At 71.3% G+C, this 16247-nt stretch carries 16 protein-coding genes; 6 read left to right on the top strand and 10 right to left on the bottom strand.

Going from position 1 to position 16247, the window contains the following annotated elements:
- Positions 1-71: 71 nt before the first annotated feature.
- From ACIQRW_RS04450 to ACIQRW_RS04435, 4 genes are all read right to left on the bottom strand, one after another.
- The gene (locus ACIQRW_RS04450; RefSeq protein ID WP_403754201.1) at positions 72-1772 is read right to left on the bottom strand and encodes a methylmalonyl-CoA mutase; all 1701 of its coding nucleotides are present in this window, start codon (positions 1770-1772) and stop codon (positions 72-74) included.
- Positions 1773-1864: 92 nt separating this feature from the next.
- Entirely contained in the window at positions 1865-2191 is a 327-nt protein-coding gene (locus ACIQRW_RS04445) for a DUF3817 domain-containing protein (RefSeq protein ID WP_403754199.1), read from the bottom strand.
- Between the two features lie 67 nt (positions 2192-2258).
- Entirely contained in the window at positions 2259-2768 is a 510-nt protein-coding gene (locus tag ACIQRW_RS04440; protein ID WP_007448021.1) for a MarR family winged helix-turn-helix transcriptional regulator, read from the bottom strand.
- Positions 2769-2778: 10 nt separating this feature from the next.
- Positions 2779-4314 carry an MFS transporter gene (locus ACIQRW_RS04435; protein ID WP_403754196.1) on the bottom strand — a complete coding sequence of 512 codons (1536 nt, stop codon included), beginning with the start codon at positions 4312-4314 and terminating at the stop codon, positions 2779-2781.
- Positions 4315-4397: 83 nt separating this feature from the next.
- Between ACIQRW_RS04435 and ACIQRW_RS04430 the strand changes: the two genes are divergently transcribed.
- Complete coding sequence (locus tag ACIQRW_RS04430) at positions 4398-5381, top strand: DUF5937 family protein (RefSeq protein ID WP_403754193.1); 984 nt, start codon at positions 4398-4400, stop codon at positions 5379-5381.
- A 132-nt stretch (positions 5382-5513) separates the two neighbouring features.
- Entirely contained in the window at positions 5514-6563 is a 1050-nt protein-coding gene (locus tag ACIQRW_RS04425; RefSeq protein ID WP_403754190.1) for a glycoside hydrolase family 6 protein, read from the top strand.
- A gap of 24 nt (positions 6564-6587) precedes the next feature.
- On the opposite strand, the gene ACIQRW_RS04420 is transcribed toward ACIQRW_RS04425, so the two are convergent.
- The 4 genes from ACIQRW_RS04420 to ACIQRW_RS04405 form a co-directional block, all read right to left on the bottom strand.
- On the bottom strand, positions 6588-8543 hold the full coding sequence (locus ACIQRW_RS04420) for a galactose oxidase-like domain-containing protein (RefSeq protein WP_403754187.1): 1956 nt from the start codon (positions 8541-8543) through the stop codon (positions 6588-6590).
- 3 nt (positions 8544-8546) lie between these two features.
- Positions 8547-10355 (bottom strand): glycosyltransferase family 2 protein, encoded by a 1809-nt coding sequence (locus ACIQRW_RS04415; protein ID WP_403754184.1) that lies wholly within the window; start codon positions 10353-10355, stop codon positions 8547-8549.
- A 182-nt stretch (positions 10356-10537) separates the two neighbouring features.
- Positions 10538-10831, bottom strand: a complete 294-nt coding sequence (locus ACIQRW_RS04410) for an MTH1187 family thiamine-binding protein (RefSeq protein ID WP_265599293.1) — start codon at positions 10829-10831, stop codon at positions 10538-10540.
- Positions 10828-11178 carry a DUF3817 domain-containing protein gene (locus ACIQRW_RS04405; RefSeq protein ID WP_403754181.1) on the bottom strand — a complete coding sequence of 117 codons (351 nt, stop codon included), beginning with the start codon at positions 11176-11178 and terminating at the stop codon, positions 10828-10830. The genes ACIQRW_RS04410 and ACIQRW_RS04405 overlap by 4 nt, the downstream gene beginning before the upstream one ends.
- Positions 11179-11401: 223 nt before the next feature.
- Between ACIQRW_RS04405 and ACIQRW_RS04400 the strand changes: the two genes are divergently transcribed.
- The 4 genes from ACIQRW_RS04400 to ACIQRW_RS04385 all read left to right on the top strand — a co-directional run bounded on the left by ACIQRW_RS04400 (position 11402) and on the right by ACIQRW_RS04385 (position 14071).
- Positions 11402-12034 (top strand): AIM24 family protein, encoded by a 633-nt coding sequence (locus ACIQRW_RS04400; protein WP_403754438.1) that lies wholly within the window; start codon positions 11402-11404, stop codon positions 12032-12034.
- Entirely contained in the window at positions 12034-12684 is a 651-nt protein-coding gene (locus tag ACIQRW_RS04395; RefSeq protein WP_403754178.1) for an AIM24 family protein, read from the top strand. The genes ACIQRW_RS04400 and ACIQRW_RS04395 overlap by 1 nt, the downstream gene beginning before the upstream one ends.
- Complete coding sequence (locus ACIQRW_RS04390) at positions 12681-13445, top strand: AIM24 family protein (RefSeq protein WP_403754175.1); 765 nt, start codon at positions 12681-12683, stop codon at positions 13443-13445. Before ACIQRW_RS04395 ends, ACIQRW_RS04390 begins: the two co-directional genes overlap by 4 nt.
- 149 nt (positions 13446-13594) lie before the next feature.
- Entirely contained in the window at positions 13595-14071 is a 477-nt protein-coding gene (locus ACIQRW_RS04385) for a MarR family winged helix-turn-helix transcriptional regulator (protein WP_274033399.1), read from the top strand.
- A 12-nt stretch (positions 14072-14083) separates the two neighbouring features.
- On the opposite strand, the gene ACIQRW_RS04380 is transcribed toward ACIQRW_RS04385, so the two are convergent.
- Both ACIQRW_RS04380 and ACIQRW_RS04375 read right to left on the bottom strand, forming a co-directional pair.
- A complete protein-coding gene (locus tag ACIQRW_RS04380; protein ID WP_403754172.1) occupies positions 14084-15547 on the bottom strand; it encodes a sensor histidine kinase in 1464 nt (487 codons plus the stop codon).
- On the bottom strand, positions 15544-16206 hold the full coding sequence (locus tag ACIQRW_RS04375; RefSeq protein ID WP_403754169.1) for a response regulator transcription factor: 663 nt from the start codon (positions 16204-16206) through the stop codon (positions 15544-15546). The genes ACIQRW_RS04380 and ACIQRW_RS04375 overlap by 4 nt, the downstream gene beginning before the upstream one ends.
- Positions 16207-16247: the final 41 nt, after the last annotated feature.

The following is a 16247-nucleotide window of genomic DNA, read 5'->3' as shown; positions in this document are numbered from 1 at the left end:
GGGCAGGGCCCGTGCAGGGCAGGGCCCGTGCAGGGCAGGGCCCGCGGGGCGGCGGGCCCTCCCCCAGGAGCTCAGAACCCCGGCGGTTCCGTGTAGGTGCCCCACTCCTCGCGCAGCACCCCGCAGATCTCGCCGAGCGTGGCCTCGGCCCGTACCGCGTCCAGCATCGGCGCGATCATGTTCGAGCCGTCGCGGGCGGAGGCGAGCATCGCGTCGAGGGCGGCGGTCACCTTGGCGTCGTCGCGGGCGTCCTTGCGGTCCGCGAGCTGGCTGACCTGGTCGCGCTCGACCTCGTGGCTGACCCGGAGGATCTCCAGGTCGCCGGTGACCGAGCCGTGGTGGACGTTGACGCCGACGACCCGCTTGTCACCCTTCTCCAGGGCCCGCTGGTACTGGAACGCGGACTCGGCGATCTCGCCGGTGAACCAGCCGTCCTCTATGCCGCGCAGGATGCCGGAGGTCATCGGCCCGATGGGGTGCTGCCCGTCGGGGTGGGCGCGGGTGCCGCGCTCCTTGATCTGGTCGAAGATCTTCTCGGCCTCGGCCTCGATCCGGTCGGTGAGCTGCTCGACGTACCAGGAACCGCCCAGCGGGTCGGCCACGTTGGCGACGCCGGTCTCCTCCATCAGCACCTGCTGGGTGCGCAGGGCGATCTCGGCGGCCTGCTCGGAGGGGAGCGCGAGGGTCTCGTCGAGGGCGTTGGTGTGGAGCGAGTTGGTGCCGCCGAGCACGGCGGAGAGCGCCTCGACGGCGGTGCGCACCACGTTGTTGTACGGCTGCTGCGCGGTGAGCGAGACGCCGGCGGTCTGGGTGTGGAAGCGGAGCCACTGCGCCTTGTCGGTCTGGGCGCCGTACGTCTCCTTCATCCAGCGGGCCCAGATGCGGCGGGCGGCGCGGAACTTGGCGATCTCCTCGAAGAAGTCCAGGTGCGCGTCGAAGAAGAAGGAGAGCCCGGGGGCGAAGGTGTCGACGTCCAGGCCGCGCGAGAGGCCCAGCTCCACGTAGCCGAAGCCGTCCGCGAGGGTGTACGCCAGCTCCTGCGCGGCCGTCGCCCCGGCCTCCCGGATGTGGTAGCCGGAGACGGAGAGCGGCTTGTAGGCGGGGATGTCGCGGGCGCAGTGCTCCATCAGGTCGCCGATGAGGCGCAGGTGGGGCTCGGGCTGGAAGAGCCACTCCTTCTGCGCGATGTACTCCTTGAAGATGTCGGTCTGGAGGGTGCCGTTGAGCACGCCCGGATCGACGCCCTGGCGCTCGGCGGCGACCAGGTACATGCAGAAGACGGGCACGGCCGGGCCGCTGATCGTCATCGAGGTGGTGACGTCGCCGAGGGGGATGTCCCCGAAGAGGACCTCCATGTCGGCGGCGGAGTCGATGGCGACCCCGCAGTGGCCGACCTCGCCGAGCGCGCGCGGGTCGTCGGAGTCCCGGCCCATGAGGGTCGGCATGTCGAAGGCGACGCTGAGGCCGCCGCCGCCCGCCGCGAGGATCATCTTGTAGCGCTCGTTGGTCTGCTGGGCGTTGCCGAAGCCGGCGAACTGGCGGATCGTCCAGGTGCGGCCCCGGTAGCCGGTGGGGTGCAGCCCGCGGGTGAAGGGGTACTCCCCCGGCCAGCCGATCCGCTCGAATCCCTCGTACGTGTCACCGGGGCGGGGCCCGTACGCGGGCTCGACCGGGTCGCCCGAGAGCGTGGTGAAGTCCGCGTCACGCTTGCGGGCCTTGTCGTAACGGGCCTGCCAGCGGAGGCGGCCTTCCTCGATCGCGTCAGCGTCCATACCTCGAATTTACTAGGACGTCCTAGTAAATGTCGATGGCAAACCGCCCGGCGCTTTTCGCGCGGGGCGGTTCGGGGTGGTCCGACAGCCTCTCAGGCCTTGGCGGTGACCGGTGTGGGGTCGGTGACCAGGGCGCGGGCCTCGCGGCTGACCTTCGGTTCGACGAAGAACGAGGCGAAGGGGATACAGCCCGCGGCCAGCACCCACAGGAGCTTGCCGAAGGGCCACTTCGCCTTGGAGCCGAGATCGAACGCGAAGACGACGTAGACGATGAACAGCACGCCGTGGATCTGCGAGATCAGCATGGTGTCGCCGGTCTCGAAGCCGTACTTCGCGATGATCGCCACGGTGAAGACGAGCAGCCAGATGGCGGTGACGTAGGCCATCACCCGGTAGCGGGTGAGCACGTTCTGTTTCATGGCTACGAGCGTAACGGGACGACCGGCGCGATCTTCGCGCGACCCCGGCCTCACCGGAAGCCCGCGTTCACTTCTCCTCGAAGTCCTGGGCCGCCACCCGCAGCGGACGCAGCATGGCGAAGATCTCGGCGCACTCCTCGGAGTCGTACACCCCGAGCCCGAAGTCGATCGCGACCAGGTCCCGGGTGGCCGCCTCGACGACGTCGCGGCCCTTGTCGGTGATGGACGCCAGCGTTCCGCGGCCGTCGTTGGGGTTCGGCCGCTTACCGACGAGACCGGACCTGACCAGCCGGTCCACGGTGTTGGTGACCGAGGTGGGATGCACCATCAGCCGCTCCCCGATCTTGGACATCGGCAGCTCACCGGCCTTGGAGAAGGCGAGCAGCACCAGCGCCTCGTACCGGGCGAAGGTCAGCCCGTACGGCTTGACGACGGCGTCGACCTCGGCGAGCAGGATCTGCTGGGCCCGCATGATCGAGGTGATCGCCCCCATCGAGGGCACGGGCCCCCAGCGCTGCTGCCAGAGCTCGTCGGCGCGGGCGATGGGATCGAAGGGAAGACTGAGCGGCTTCGGCACGGCATCGACCTTACCGACTGGTCACATGCCGGTCAGCCCCGTCTCGTCCTTCGGTATCGGACATCCGTCCGGGGGCTGTCCTGCGGACCTCGGCGACCAGGAGGAGCGTGCAGACGGTACCGATGATTCCGGATCCGGCGACCACCTGGTGCACGGGGAAGAACTCGGCCGCGAGCCCCGCCAGTGCCATCCCGATCCCCTGGACGGTCATCAGCCCGGCGGTGAGCAGCGTCATGGCCCGGCCGCGCAGCTCCTGGGGGACGGCGTCGACGAACCACTGGTCGAGCCCGATCACATAGGCGGCGCCCGCGCCGGCCAGGGCGAGGGCCGCCAGGGCGAGCGGCAGCCCGGGGCGGACCACGTACACGAGGAGCGGGAGCAGGCCGGCGGCGGCGACCGGCAGGACGATCCGGGTGCGGTTACGGGGGCTGAGCGCGGAGCCCACGAACAGCTCGGCCCCGATGTGCCCGACGGCCATCGCGCAGAGCAGCAGCCCGAGCGCGGCGGGCGGGGCCCCGATCGCGTCGGCGTACGGGGCGGCGAGCGCCTCCGGGGCCACCACGAACATCGCGGGCAGCCAGAACAGCAGCATCAGCGCCCGGATACGGCGGTCGCCCAGCACCAGACGGGCCCCGGAGAGCGACTCCTTGAGGAGGGTTCCGCGGCCGTCACCGGTGCCGGCGCGGGCGGGGCGGTCGCGGGTCCCGAAGCGGAGCAGCGCGGCCGAGCACAGGAAGGTCACCACGGTGACGGTGATCGCGCCGCGCGGCGACAGCACGGTGAGCAGCACCCCACCGGCGCCGAACCCGATGAGCATCGCGCTCTGCGAGACGATCCGCAGCAGCGAACGGCCCAGTACGTAGAGGTCGCCCTCGCCGAGGATGTCGGTGAGCGCCGCCATCCGGGTCCCGGTGAAGACCGGCGCGATGGCGGCGACCAGGCAGCGCAGGGCGAGGAGTCCGGCGACCGGGGTGGCCGGCACCAGCATCACGGCGACGCAGGCCGCGCAGAGCAGGTCGCAGACGACCAGGACGCGGCGGGCCGGGTAGCGGTCGGCGACCCCCGCGAACAGCGTCCCGCCGATCATGTACGGCAGCAGCCCCAGCGCGAACGTCAGCGCGCTGAGCAGCGGGGAACCGGTGAGGTCGTAGACGAGCACGGTGAGCGCCAGCTCACTGACCACGACGCCGAGCAGCGAGAGCAGGTGCGCGGCGAAGACGGCCCGGAATTCGGTGACGGCGAAGACGGCCCGGTAGCCGCGCGGGGCGGCGGGGGCCAGGAGGTCGGGGCCGGGGGCGGTGGGAGCCGGGGCGTCGGGGCCGAGGGCGGCGGGAGCCGGGGCGTCGGGGCCGAGGGCGGTGGGAGCCGGGGCGTCGGGGCCGAGGGCGGTGGGAGCCGGGGCGTCGAGACCGGCGGGCTCCCGGAGCGTGCGCCCGGGGCCCGGGTCACGGTGGGCGGCACGCTCCGGGGGCGGAGCCGGGACCGGTGCCGCCGGGGCGGGCGGTGTACGGGGTGTGTCCGCCGGGGCGGGGCTGTCGGTCGGCATGGGACGACCCTGGGGCCGGGGCGCGGCCGGCCCTAGACTTTCGGCTGGAGACGAATGTCCGGGCCGCGGAGCGAGGGGGAGGCATGCCGTTCCAGCTGCACTTCGGAGAGAGCGATCTGCTGCGCTGCCGGTTCGCGCTGTCACCGCTGTTCGAGACCCAGGAGGCGGTGCGCACCCTGCACCGCACCGGCCGCCACGGCTACCACCTGCCGTGGCTCCGCCGGATCCGGGAGGCGTCCGGGGCACTGGACCTGGAGCCGCTGTGGCTGCTGATGCCGGCCGTCGGCCATAACCCGGACTTCATCTGCCCGCCGCCGATCGGTCCGCTCGCGACGTTCGAGGAGGAGATCGCGGCCGTCCGGGCGGTCGATCCGGAGGTGGCGCGGGCCGACATGGCGCTGGCCCTGGCGGACCGGCCCGGCGGGGCAGCGTCGGCGACGGGCCGGCGGCTGCTGGCCGATCCGGCGCGGGCCGTGCGCGAGCTCGCCGATCTGCTGGAGCGGGCCTGGCAGGCGCTGATCGAGCCGTACTGGCCCCGGCTGCGGGCCCTGCTGGAGGCGGACATCGCCTACCACTCGCGGCGGCTCGCGGACAGCGGGCTGGAACAGTTGCTGGGTGAGCTGAGCCCCCGGCTGAGCTGGAACGGCTCGACGCTCACGGTGGCCGGGACCCAGGGCGACCACGAGCGGGTGCTGGGCGGGCAGGGGCTGGTCCTGATGCCGAGCGTCTTCGTCTGGCCGGAGGTGGTGGGCGGCCACGAGGAGCCGTGGCGGCCCGGGCTGATCTACCCCGCGCGCGGCATCGGCGGGCTGTGGAGCGAGTCCGGCGACCGGACTCCGGAGACCCTCGCCCGGCTGCTCGGCCGGGTCCGGGCCGATGTGCTGTGCGCGCTGGACGAACCGGCCGGGACGAGCGCGCTGGCGCACCGGCTCGGCCTCGCCCCCTCGTCCGTGTCGGCCCATCTGTCCGTGCTGCGCGGGGCGGGGCTGCTGGCCTCGCGGCGCTACGGACACCAGGTGCTGTACGAGCGCACCCCGCTGGGGATCGCGCTGGCCGCCTCGGACTGACGCGATCCAGGTCCTGTCGGCGTACGGGTCACGGACGGTGTCGCACCGCCACTCTCAGTGACCACCGTGTCACGATGGCCCCCGCTTCCCTGTGTTCCGTGTCCGCGAGTCACCACCGTCCGAGGGGTCTGGATGTCCGGCCGCAGAATCGTCCCCCGCGCTCTCCCCCGTACCGTCCCCGTCCTGGCCGCCCTCACCCTGGCGACCGTCCTCACCGCGGGTTGCTCGACACCGGAACCGCGCGTCACCCGGACCGCCGAGGCGGCGGACGAACTCGTCCGGGGAGAGCCCGCCCCGAGCGCGTCCTCCCCGTACTGGGTCGATCCGAACAGCGACGCGGCCCGCCAGGTGCGCACCTGGGAGAAGGAGGGGCGCGAGGCGGAGGCGAAGATCCTGCGGCGGATCTCCGGCCGGCCGGTGGCCGACTGGCCCGCGTGGGACGACCCGGCCCCGGGGATCCGGGCCGCCGCGAAATCCGCCGCCCGCACGAAGAAGACCATCCTGCTGGTGGCGTACAACATCCCGCACCGCGACTGCGGCCTCTACTCCGCGGGCGGCGCGAAGGACGCGGACGCCTACCGTTCCTGGATCGGCGAGTTCGCCGACGCCATCGGGAACGCTCCGGCGACCGTGATCCTGGAGCCGGACGCCCTCCCCCACATCACGGACGGCTGCACCCCGCCCGAGCACCACGCCGAGCGCTACCAGCTCCTCTCCGAGGCGGTGGACACGCTCAAGGCCCTGCCGAACACCCGGGTCTACCTGGACGCGGGCAACCCGGACTGGATCGACGAGCCGTCCAAGATGGCACAGCCGCTGCGCCAGGCCGGCATCGACCGGGCCGACGGCTTCTCCCTGAACGTCTCCAACTTCCAGTCGAACGGGAGCGTGAAGACGTACGCGAAGCGGCTCTCCGACGCCGTGGGCGGCTCGCACTTCGTGATCGACACCAGCCGCAACGGCAACGGCCCCCTGTCCGGGGGCCGCGAGGAGGCCTGGTGCAATCCGCCGGGCCGGGGGCTCGGCACGCCGCCGACCACCGACACCGGCGACGACCGGCTCGACGCCTATCTGTGGATCAAGCGGCCGGGCGACTCGGACGGCACCTGCCGGGGCGGCCCGCCGGCCGGCGACTGGTGGCCGGAGTACGCACTCGGCCTGGCGAGGCGCGCCGCCTCCTGAGCCGGTCGCGGCGCGCCCCCGGGCTCAGGCGACCTTGACCCACTTCGCCTCGGAGGGAACGCCGTCGGTGTCGGTGACGAAGAGCATGTACCAGCCGGGCGGCACCAGTGTGGGGTCGTCCGGCACGGTCACGCTCACCTTGCCGTCACCCTTCTTCAGGCCCAGTTCGATGGAGCGCTGCTCCACATCGGTGGTGTGGGTGACCGCGCTCGGCCGCATCAGCCGGGCGGTGGCGATCCGGTCGGCGTCGGCGCTCTCGTAGGTGACCGTCGCCCCGCGCTCGGCGTTCTCGGGGCCGTTCCCGATCACCGGGCGCTTGTCCTTGCCGCGGTGCAGGGCGGGCGGGGTGTAGACCTCCATGCGCTGCTCGAACTTGCCGAGCTTGGTGTTGTCCTTGTCGCCGTAGAGCGAGTCGGAGCCGAAGGTCGCCACCCGCCCGTCGGGCAGCAGCAGCGCCTCGGAGTGGTAGTTGCGCCCCACCGTCGGCTCGGCCGCCTCCTTGAACGTGTTGGTCTTGGGGTCGTAGGACTGCGCCTTCAGGATGTTGCTGGCCCCGCGGCCCCGGTAGTCCTCGGATCCGCCGCTGGTGAAGACGGTGTCGTCGGGCATGATCACGCTGTTCAGATAGCGCGTGCCCTGCGGCAGGTCGGGGCCCGGCTCGAAGGCCGGGTTCTCCTGCTTGAGGTCGATGACCGCCGTGCGGGCGGTGGACTTCTTGGACTCGCCGACCCCGCCGCCGCCGAGCACCATCACCTTCTGGTCCTGCACGGGCGGTAGCAGCAGCGAGGCAGCCGTCTCCAGCTGATCGGTGTCGGTCAGTCCGGGCACCTTGGTGAAGGTGTTCTTCTTGATGTCCCAGATGCCGGGCTCGCGCCCCTTGTCCGCCGGGCCGTAACCGGCGTTGGCACCCGGGTAGAACAGCTTGCCGCCCTTGGTCAGGAAGAGCGCCGGGTAGGTCGGGAAGTAGTGGAAGGGGCCCTTGGACCACTTCTTCGTCTTCGGGTCGTAGACCTCGTTGTCGCCCGGGAGGATCGCGCCGACGTCGTCGAGGCCGGAGACGGAGAGCACCCGGCCGTCCTCAAGACCGACGAGCGTCGGATACCAGCGGGCCTCCTTCATCGGGTCGACCTTGATGTACTTCTCCGCCGTCGGGTCGAACTCGTAGGCGGCGCGGATCCCCTGGAAGTCCTGCTTGTCCATGGTGATCTTCTCGGCGAGTCCGTAGGAGTTGTCGGCGGCCTTGCCCTTCAGCCCGACGATCTCGTACTGGGCGGCGTCCGCCGCCACCGCGTCGGGTCCTTCGTCCACCGCCTCGACGAAGACCCGCTGCTCGGAGGCGGTCACCTTGGTCTTCCACGGCTTCATCCGGCCGCTCTCGAAGTAGTCGACCTCGAACTCGCGCTTGGCCTTGGGGACGGTGACGTCGAACTTGGCCACGTACTCGGCGCCGGAGGGCGAGCGGAAGACCGTGCCCTTCTTGAGCTTCAGCGGCTTGTCCGGGTTCTCGTTCTTGACCCGCATACCGCCGCCGGCCCGCTTCACCTTGTCGTCGAGCACCTCGTAGCGGGCGGTGCCGCCGGCGATCAGGAGGCGGCCGTCGGGGAGCTGGGCGTGGCCGCCGCAGAAGAAGTCCTCGGGGGTGGGGATCTTCTGGAAGGTGTTCTCGGCCGGGTCCCAGAGCACGGTGTCGAAGGTGCCCGCGTCGAAGTTCTTCTCGTCGTTGCCGGAGCCCGCGACGATCAGCACCTTCCCGGTGTGCAGGAGCGCCGCGTGGATCGCGTTGGTGCGGTACTCCTTCGGGATGTCCACCCGCTCCCAGGAGCCGTACTCCGCCTTGTACTCCGGCTGGTCGATCTTGTACGCGTGGTACCTGTCCTCGGCGAAGGACAGGGCCGCGGGAGCGTTCAGCCCGGCGAGCAGCACCACCGCGCCGCCTCCCAGGAGCGTCTTCCTCATCTGCTTCGAGGGCCGGTAGGCCATGGGTCAGTTCCCTCCTGCGGTGGTGGTGGCGGTGGTGCCGGCGCTCGCCGCGGTGGTCGCCGACGGGGCGGGGCCGGCGGCATAGGCCGGTTCGGGCGGCGGGGGCGCCGGGACGGGGACGGCGCGCGCGGCCTCGGCGCGCCGGTCCTGCCGGACGGTCCAGGCCCAGGCGCCGACCGGGGAGAGGGATATCGCAAGACCCAGCGTCGCCCAGGTCCGCATCGCCACATGGGTGTGGTCCAGATAGACCGACGCGGCGAGGGAGGAGAGCAGGACCGCCGCCCAGGAGAGGTGGATACGGAAGGTGAGCAGCCGGTCCGGGGAGGCCTGGCCGCCCTTGGGCGTGACGACGAACCGGCCGTCGGTGCGCAGCACGGCCGAGCCCAGCGACTTCAGGTAGATCGGGGCGGAGAGCGCGGACATGGCCATGCCGGCGAGACCGCCGGAGCCCTCGGGCTCGTGCGGGGAGACGTTGTGCCGGCGGTTCCAGAGGTAGAGCCCGATCTGGAGGGCGGCGGCGTCGCTGTAGAGCATCAGCCAGATGGAGGCGGCGACCTGGGTGCCGGACGCCCCGAACCAGAGGAACAGCACGCAGCTGCCCACGCCGAGCAGCCAGTTGACCGCGGTCATCGGGTAGTAGACGAGCATCAGCGTGTAGCTGAGGAGGCGGCCGGGGGGCACCCGGAACAGCGCCTTGCCGTACTGCTTGAACAGCGTCTCGTACGTTCCCCGGGACCAGCGCAGCTGCTGGGTGAAGAAGTCCGTCCAGGAGGCGGGCCCCTCGCCCACGGCGAGCACGTCGGGGGTGTAGACCGAACGCCAGTAGTGCCCGGTGTGCGGGTTGCGGCGGCGGTGGATCTCGAAGCCGGTGGCCATGTCCTCGGTGATCGAGTCGTACAGGCCGCCGACCTGACGCAGCGCGGCGATGCGCACGACGTTGTTGGTGCCGACGAACATCGGGGCGCCGTAGCGGTTGCCCGCGCGCTGGATCAGGGCGTGGAAGAGGAACTGCTGCGACTCGGCGGCCTTGGTGACGGCCGAGTCGTAGTTCCCGTAGACCTGCGGTCCGACGACGAAGGCGACGTCCGGGTCGCGGAAGTAGCCCATCATCCGTTCCAGGAAGTTGGGCATCGGCACGTGGTCGGTGTCGACGGAGGCGAAGAAGTCGTAGTCGCCGCCGTGCAGGGCGATCCAGGCGTTGTAGTTGCCGTGCTTCGTCTTCGCCTTGTGGACGCCCTTGTCACGGTTCCACTCGGGGACCCCGCGCCGGGTGAAGTGGTGGACGCCCAGTTCGGCGCAGAGCATCCGGGCCCCGGGGTCGTCGCCCTCGTCGAGCAGCCAGACGTCCAGCGGGCCGGGGTGCTTCAGGCGTACGGCGCCCTTGAGGGTGGCGCGGACCATGGAGAGCGGTTCCTTGCCGGGGACGTACGTGGTCAGGAAGGCGACCTTGGTGCCGGGCTCGGGCGTCACCGGGACCGGGTCCCGCGCGACGAGCGTGGCGTGCGCGATGGAGACCACGTTGACCAGCATGAACAGCTCGATCAGCGCGATCGACACCAGCATCACGGTGTCGGCGACGACCAGCCAGCGCTCCCCGTTCTCCCGCTCGGTCCAGTGCGTGGGCCAGACCAGGTAGAGCAGCAGGACGCCCGTGAGCACCGGGGCGAGGGTCATCAGCAGGACGGCTCTTATTCGGTGCTTCTCCGTCGAGAGCAGGCTCTTGTACCGCACCCGGTACCCCGTCGGTTCCGGCTCCGTGAGCGGACCCGCGAGCCGGCTGTAGGTGTCGTAGTCGTAGCCCTCCGACCGCACCGTGCCTCCCACTGTCGAACGGGTTGATATCCCTACAGAAAGGGACGGCTAACGGCGTGTCGACTTGGCGGGTCCGAGTGAGCGGTTTTTGGTCCGGAGCCGGAAAAGCCCCCGACCGTGTGGCGCCGGGGGCTTTTCGGGTGAACGCGGGTGAGGGCGGGGCGTCCCGCGCGGACGGCGCGTCAGGACGAGAGGTGACGCTCCACGGTCGCGACCTTGGAGGTCAGGCCGTCGGTGACGCCGGGCCGGATGTCGGCCTTCAGTACCAGGGAGACGCGGCCGGCGCGGGCCTCGACGGCGGCCACGGCGCGCTTGACGACGTCCATGACCTCGTCCCACTCACCCTCGATGGAGGTGAACATGGCGTCGGTGCGGTTGGGGAGCCCGGATTCACGCACGACCCGCACGGCGTCGGCGACGTACTCCCCGACGTCCTCGCCGACACCGAGCGGGGAGACGGAGAACGCGACGATCATGCGCTGACCGTGCCCTCGCGGCGGGCGCGGGCGGCGATGACGCCGTCGGCCTCGTACTTCTTGAGGAGCTTGTCGCCGTAGAGCCCGCCGAAGGGCACGACCGCCAGGACGAAGAACAGCGCGACGCGCTTGAGCGGCCACTTCGCCTTGACCCAGACGTCCAGCAGGAACACCACGTAGATCGTGAAGAGGAGGCCGTGCAGCGCGCCGAGCGGCGGCATCAGGAAGTCGATGTCCGAGACGCGCATGAGGAGCGAGCCGAAGATGAGCAGCGCCGGGAAGGAGAGCGCCTCGGGAAGCGAGATGAGGCGCAGCCGGTGCAGGGCGGAAGCGGTCTTGATGTCCACGAGGGCACCTTCGAGTGGGAGGGTCACGTGAGCTTGTGAAGACACGCACAAGCCGCCCCCATTGTGGCATCGCGCCGGGGCGCTCCCGGCGGCGGGGGCCACCCCGTCCGCCGGTGCGCGTATCGCCGCATATCAGGGCCGGTCCGCGTGCGCATCAGGGACGTAACGGTTCCGGAGCCTCTGGCCGGGGTGCGGCGCGGACGGCTACCGTCGTCGCGTGGCGATGTTCCGACTCCAAGGCAGCAAGACGCTCGCCGTCGACCTGACGGGCGATGCCGTCAAGGCGAAGAACGGCTCGATGGTCGCGTACGACGGCCGGATGTCCTTCAAGAAGATGTCCGGCGGCGGTGAGGGGCTCCGGGGCATGGTGACCCGCCGGTTGACCGGCGAGCAGATGACGGTGATGGAGGTGTCCGGGCAGGGCACCTGCTACTTCGCCGACCGGGCGAGCGAGATCAACCTGGTCTCGCTGCGCGGCGACACCCTGTACGTGGAGGCGAGCAATCTGCTGGCCACCGACGCCGGGCTGCGCACGGGCACGACGTTCACCGGGCTGCGCGGCGGGGCGAGCGGCAACGGTCTGTTCACCACCACGGTGGAGGGCGCCGGGCAGGCGGCGATCATGTCGGACGGCACGGCGGTCCTGCTGCGGGTGTCTCCGCAGTATCCGCTGATGGTCGACCCCGGCGCGTACATCGCCCACCAGGGCCGGCTCCAGCAGAGCTTCCAGGCGGGGGTGAACTTCCGGACGCTGATGGGCGAGGGCTCCGGCGAGGCGTTCCAGATCCGCTTCGAGGGTGACGGCCTGGTCTATGTGCAGCCGAGCGAGCGCAACACCGTCGGGGGCGATGTCTGATGCCGTTCCGGGAGATCAACTCCAAGATGGTCGAGGCCACCCTGGCCCCGGGCCAGAAGCTGTTCAGCCAGCGCGGCGCGATGCTGGCGTACCGGGGCGAGGTGTCCTTCACCCCGAACCTCCAGGGCGGTCAGGGCGGCGTCGCGTCGATGATCGGCCGCCGGGTGGCGGGCGAGTCGACGCCGCTGATGACGGTCGAGGGCTCGGGCACGGTGATGTTCGGCCACGGCGGCCACCACATCCAGGTGATCGAGCTGGCGGGCGACACCCTGTACGTGGAGGCCGACCGGCTGCTCGCGTTCGACGGGACGCTCCAGCAGGGCACGATGTTCATGGGCTCGCAGGGCGGGGTGATGGGCATGGTGCGCGGCCAGGTGACCGGCCAGGGCCTGTTCACCACCACCCTCAAGGGGCACGGCGCGGTCGCGGTGATGGCGCACGGCGGGGTGATCGAACTGCCGATCGCCCCGGGCCGGGACGTCCACGTCGATCCGCAGGCGTACGTCGCCCATCACGGTGACGTGACGAACAGGCTCTCCACGGCCGTCGGCTGGCGGGACATGGTGGGGCGGGGCTCCGGCGAGGCGTTCCAGCTGGAGCTGAGCGGCAGTGGTGCGGTGTACGTCCAGGCGTCGGAGGAGAAGCTGTGAGCACGCCCGTGGTCCTCGACCCGATGACGCTGCCGTCGGACGACAACGTCAACTCCTACACCTTCTGCGTGGAGCTCAAGGGGAGCCGGTGGTTCCTTCAGAAGGGCAAGATGATCGCCTACTACGGGCAGATCCAGTTCGACGGCATCGGGCACGGCCGGTTCGAGCGGCTGGTGCGCGCCGGCTTCCACTCGCCGCTGCACGCGAGCGACTGGGTGGTGGCCGAGGGCAGCGGGAAGATGCTGCTGGCGGACCGGGCGTTCGATGTGAACTCCTTCGACCTGGAGGACGGGAACCTCACCATCCGGTCCGGGAACCTGCTGGCGTACCAGCCGACGATGGCGCTGAAGCAGTCGATCGTGCCGGGGTTCGTGACGCTGATCGGTACGGGGAAGTTCGTGGCCGCGTCGAACGGCCCGGTGGTGTTCATGGAGCCGCCGCTGCGGGTCGATCCGCAGGCGCTGGTGGGCTGGGCCGACTGCCCCTCCCCGTGCCACCACTACGACCACGGCTATATGACGGGCGTGATGGGCGGTATCCGGTCGCTCACAGGGATCGGCGGGACGTCGGGCGAGGAGCACCAGTTCGAGTTCGTCGGGGCGGGCACGGTGCTGCTCCAGTCGAGCGAGGCGCTGATGGCGGAGCAGGCGGCGGGCACGGTCCCGAACGAGCCGGGCGTTCCGGGCGGCGGGGGTCACCCCGGATCCGCTCCGCGCATGCCCGGCCAGCTGGGGGACCTCCAGCGTCGCTTCGGGTTGTGAGCGGTAGTCTGCGGAGTGTGACGTCGAACGCCTGCGCCCAGCCGTCGGTGCTTGCCGACGGGCCCCTCGGCGCTCCCGCGGGCCGGGGGTGCCGGTCGTCACACCCCCCAATTTCGTCCGGCTTTCAACTTCTTAGGTAGAATCCATATATGGAGACCGAGACGGCCACCCGCTGGCTGAACGACACGGAGCAGTGCGCCTGGCGCACCCACCTGGACGTCAGCAGGCTGCTGATGCACCAACTGGAGAAGGACCTCCAGCCGTTCGGCCTGACCATGAACGACTACGAGATCCTGGTCAACCTCTCCGAATCGGACGACCAGCGCATGCGGATGAGCGACCTCGCCGCCGCCACCCTCCAGTCCAAGAGCCGGCTCTCGCACCAGATCACCCGTATGGAGACCGCCGGGCTGGTCCGTCGCACCCACTGCGAATCGGACCGGCGCGGACTGTTCGCGGTCCTCACCGAGCACGGCGCGGAGACCATGCGCAAGGTCGCCCCGCACCACGTCGCCTCGGTGCGGCAGCACTTCATGGACCTGCTGTCCCCCGAGGCGCTCGCCGACCTGCACGCCGCGCTGACCCCGATCGCGGAACACCTGCGCGGCAAGCGCGGCAAGCTGTAGGGCCCGGGACCGTCAGGCGGAGCGGGGCAGCCACAGCCGGAAGGCCGCACCGCCCTCGGCCGCCGCGTGCACCGTCAGCGTCCCGCCGTGGCGCGAGGCGACGTCCCGGGCGATGGCCAGCCCCAGTCCCGCGCCGCCGTCGTCCCGGCTGCGGGCGTCGTCGAGCCGGACGAACCGTTCGAAGATCCGCTCCCGCTCGTCCTCGGGAACGCCCGCCCCGTCGTCCCTGACCTCCACCCGTACGCCGCGCCCGTCGGCCGCCACCGACACCGCGACGCTCCCCTCGGCGTGCCGCTGGGCGTTGTCCAGCAGATTGCCGATCACCCGGGACAGTTGCCCGCGCGACCCGCTCACCTCGAACGCGCCGCCCTCCGGCGCCTCGACGCTCACCGCGATCCGGTCCCCGGTCCGCTGCGACACCTCCTCCCGGACCAGCGCGCCCAGCTCCACCGTCGCGCTCCCGGGCTTCTCCCCCGCGTCCAGCCGGGCCAGCAGCAGCAGATCCGCCGCCAGCACCTGAAGCCGTACGGTGTCAGCGACCGCGCCCGGGAGGTCCAGCAGCTCCGGATGGGCCTCGGCCACCTCCAGCTGGGTGCGCAGCGAGGCGATCGGGGAACGCAGCTCGTGCGAGGCGTCCGCGACGAACCGGCGCTGGCGCTCCACGGACGCCTCCAGGACGGTGAGCGTCTCGTTCGTCGTCCGGGCCAGAGCCGCGATCTCGTCCCGCGAATCGGGCTCCGGCACCCGGCGGGCCAGGTCCTCGGACGCGGTGATCGCCGCCATCTCGCGGCGGATGCCCTCGACCGGCCGCAGGGCCCGGCGGGTCACCAGCCAGGTCACCCCGGCGACGACCACCAGGAGCAGCGGCAGCCCGGTGAGCATCGCCCCGCGCACCGTGTTCACCGCCTCCTGCTCGGCGGCGAGAGGTGCGCCCGCGTACACGGTGAGGGTGACGCCGCGGGGGGTGGTCGCCTCGACGGCGGCGAAGCGGTAGTCGGCGGTGGTGCGGTCGACGGTGGCGGTGCCGTCGGAGAAGTCCGGGTCGTCGGAGGAGACCTGGCCGCGGCCGGGGCGGCTGCCGTCATCGTCGTCGTCGGCGCTGTCGTCGTCGTCCCCGTCCCCGTCCCCTTCGCCGGGCGACGGGGAGGCCCCCGCCGAGGCCGAGGGCACCGGGGTGACGCCGCTCGTGCCGGTGCCGGTGACGGCCCGCAGGTCCTTGGAGACGATGACGACCCGGCCCTCCTCGTCGGTCACCTGGACCGGGTGGTCCTCCTCGTCGTCCAGTTCCAGTTCGTCGTACGGGATGTCCGTGGCCAGCTGCCCGGCCACCTCGCGGGCCGCCACCTCGGCCTGGAGGTCCGCCTGGTCGATCAGGTTGGCCCGCAGGACCAGGAGCACGGCGAGGCCGGCCGCCACCAGGGCGACGGCGACGACCAGGGTGGCCCCGAGGGCGGCCCTGGCCCGTACGGACCTCACTTCGCCTCCAGCCGGTAGCCCGCGCCGCGCACGGTACGGATGGCGGTCGCGCCGAGCTTGCGGCGCAGAGTGGAGATGTAGACCTCGACGATGTTCGGATCGCCGTCGTAGGCGAAGTCCCAGACGTGCTCCAGGATCTCCGCCTTGCTGACGACCTGGCCCGCGCGCAGGGCGAGCTGCTCCAGCACCGCGAACTCCTTGGCGGTGAGCGCGATCTCGTCCTCGCCGCGGATCACCCGGCGGGCGGCGGTGTCGATGCGCAGGGACCCGACGGTCAGGACGGGCGCGGCGGTGCCGGCTCCCCGGCGGCGCAGCAGGGCGCGGACCCGGGCGACGAGGACGACGTAGCTGAAGGGCTTGGTCAGGTAGTCGTCGGCGCCGGTGTCCAGGCCCTCGGCCTCGTCGTACTCGCCGTCCTTGGCGGTCAGCATGAGGATCGGCACCTCGTGGCCGGCGGCGCGCAGGTTCGAGCAGACGCGGTAGCCGTTCATGCCGGGCAGCATGATGTCCAGGATCACCAGGTCGTAGACGCCCTCGCTCGCCCGGTGCAGCCCTTCGAGACCGTCGTGCACGACATCCACGGCGAAACCCTCGGCGGTCAGTCCCCTGGCCAGGGACACCGCGAGGCGCTTCTCGTCCTCCACGATCAACAGGCGCATGCGCACAGCCTCGCAAACTCAACCTGAAGGCGCCTTCAGGT

The sequence above is a fragment of the Streptomyces sp. NPDC091287 genome (assembly GCF_044768525.1).
In the GTDB taxonomy this organism is placed as follows: domain Bacteria; phylum Actinomycetota; class Actinomycetes; order Streptomycetales; family Streptomycetaceae; genus Streptomyces.
Note: the sequence above shows the minus strand (reverse complement) of the source record. Positions and strands in the feature narration are given on the sequence as shown.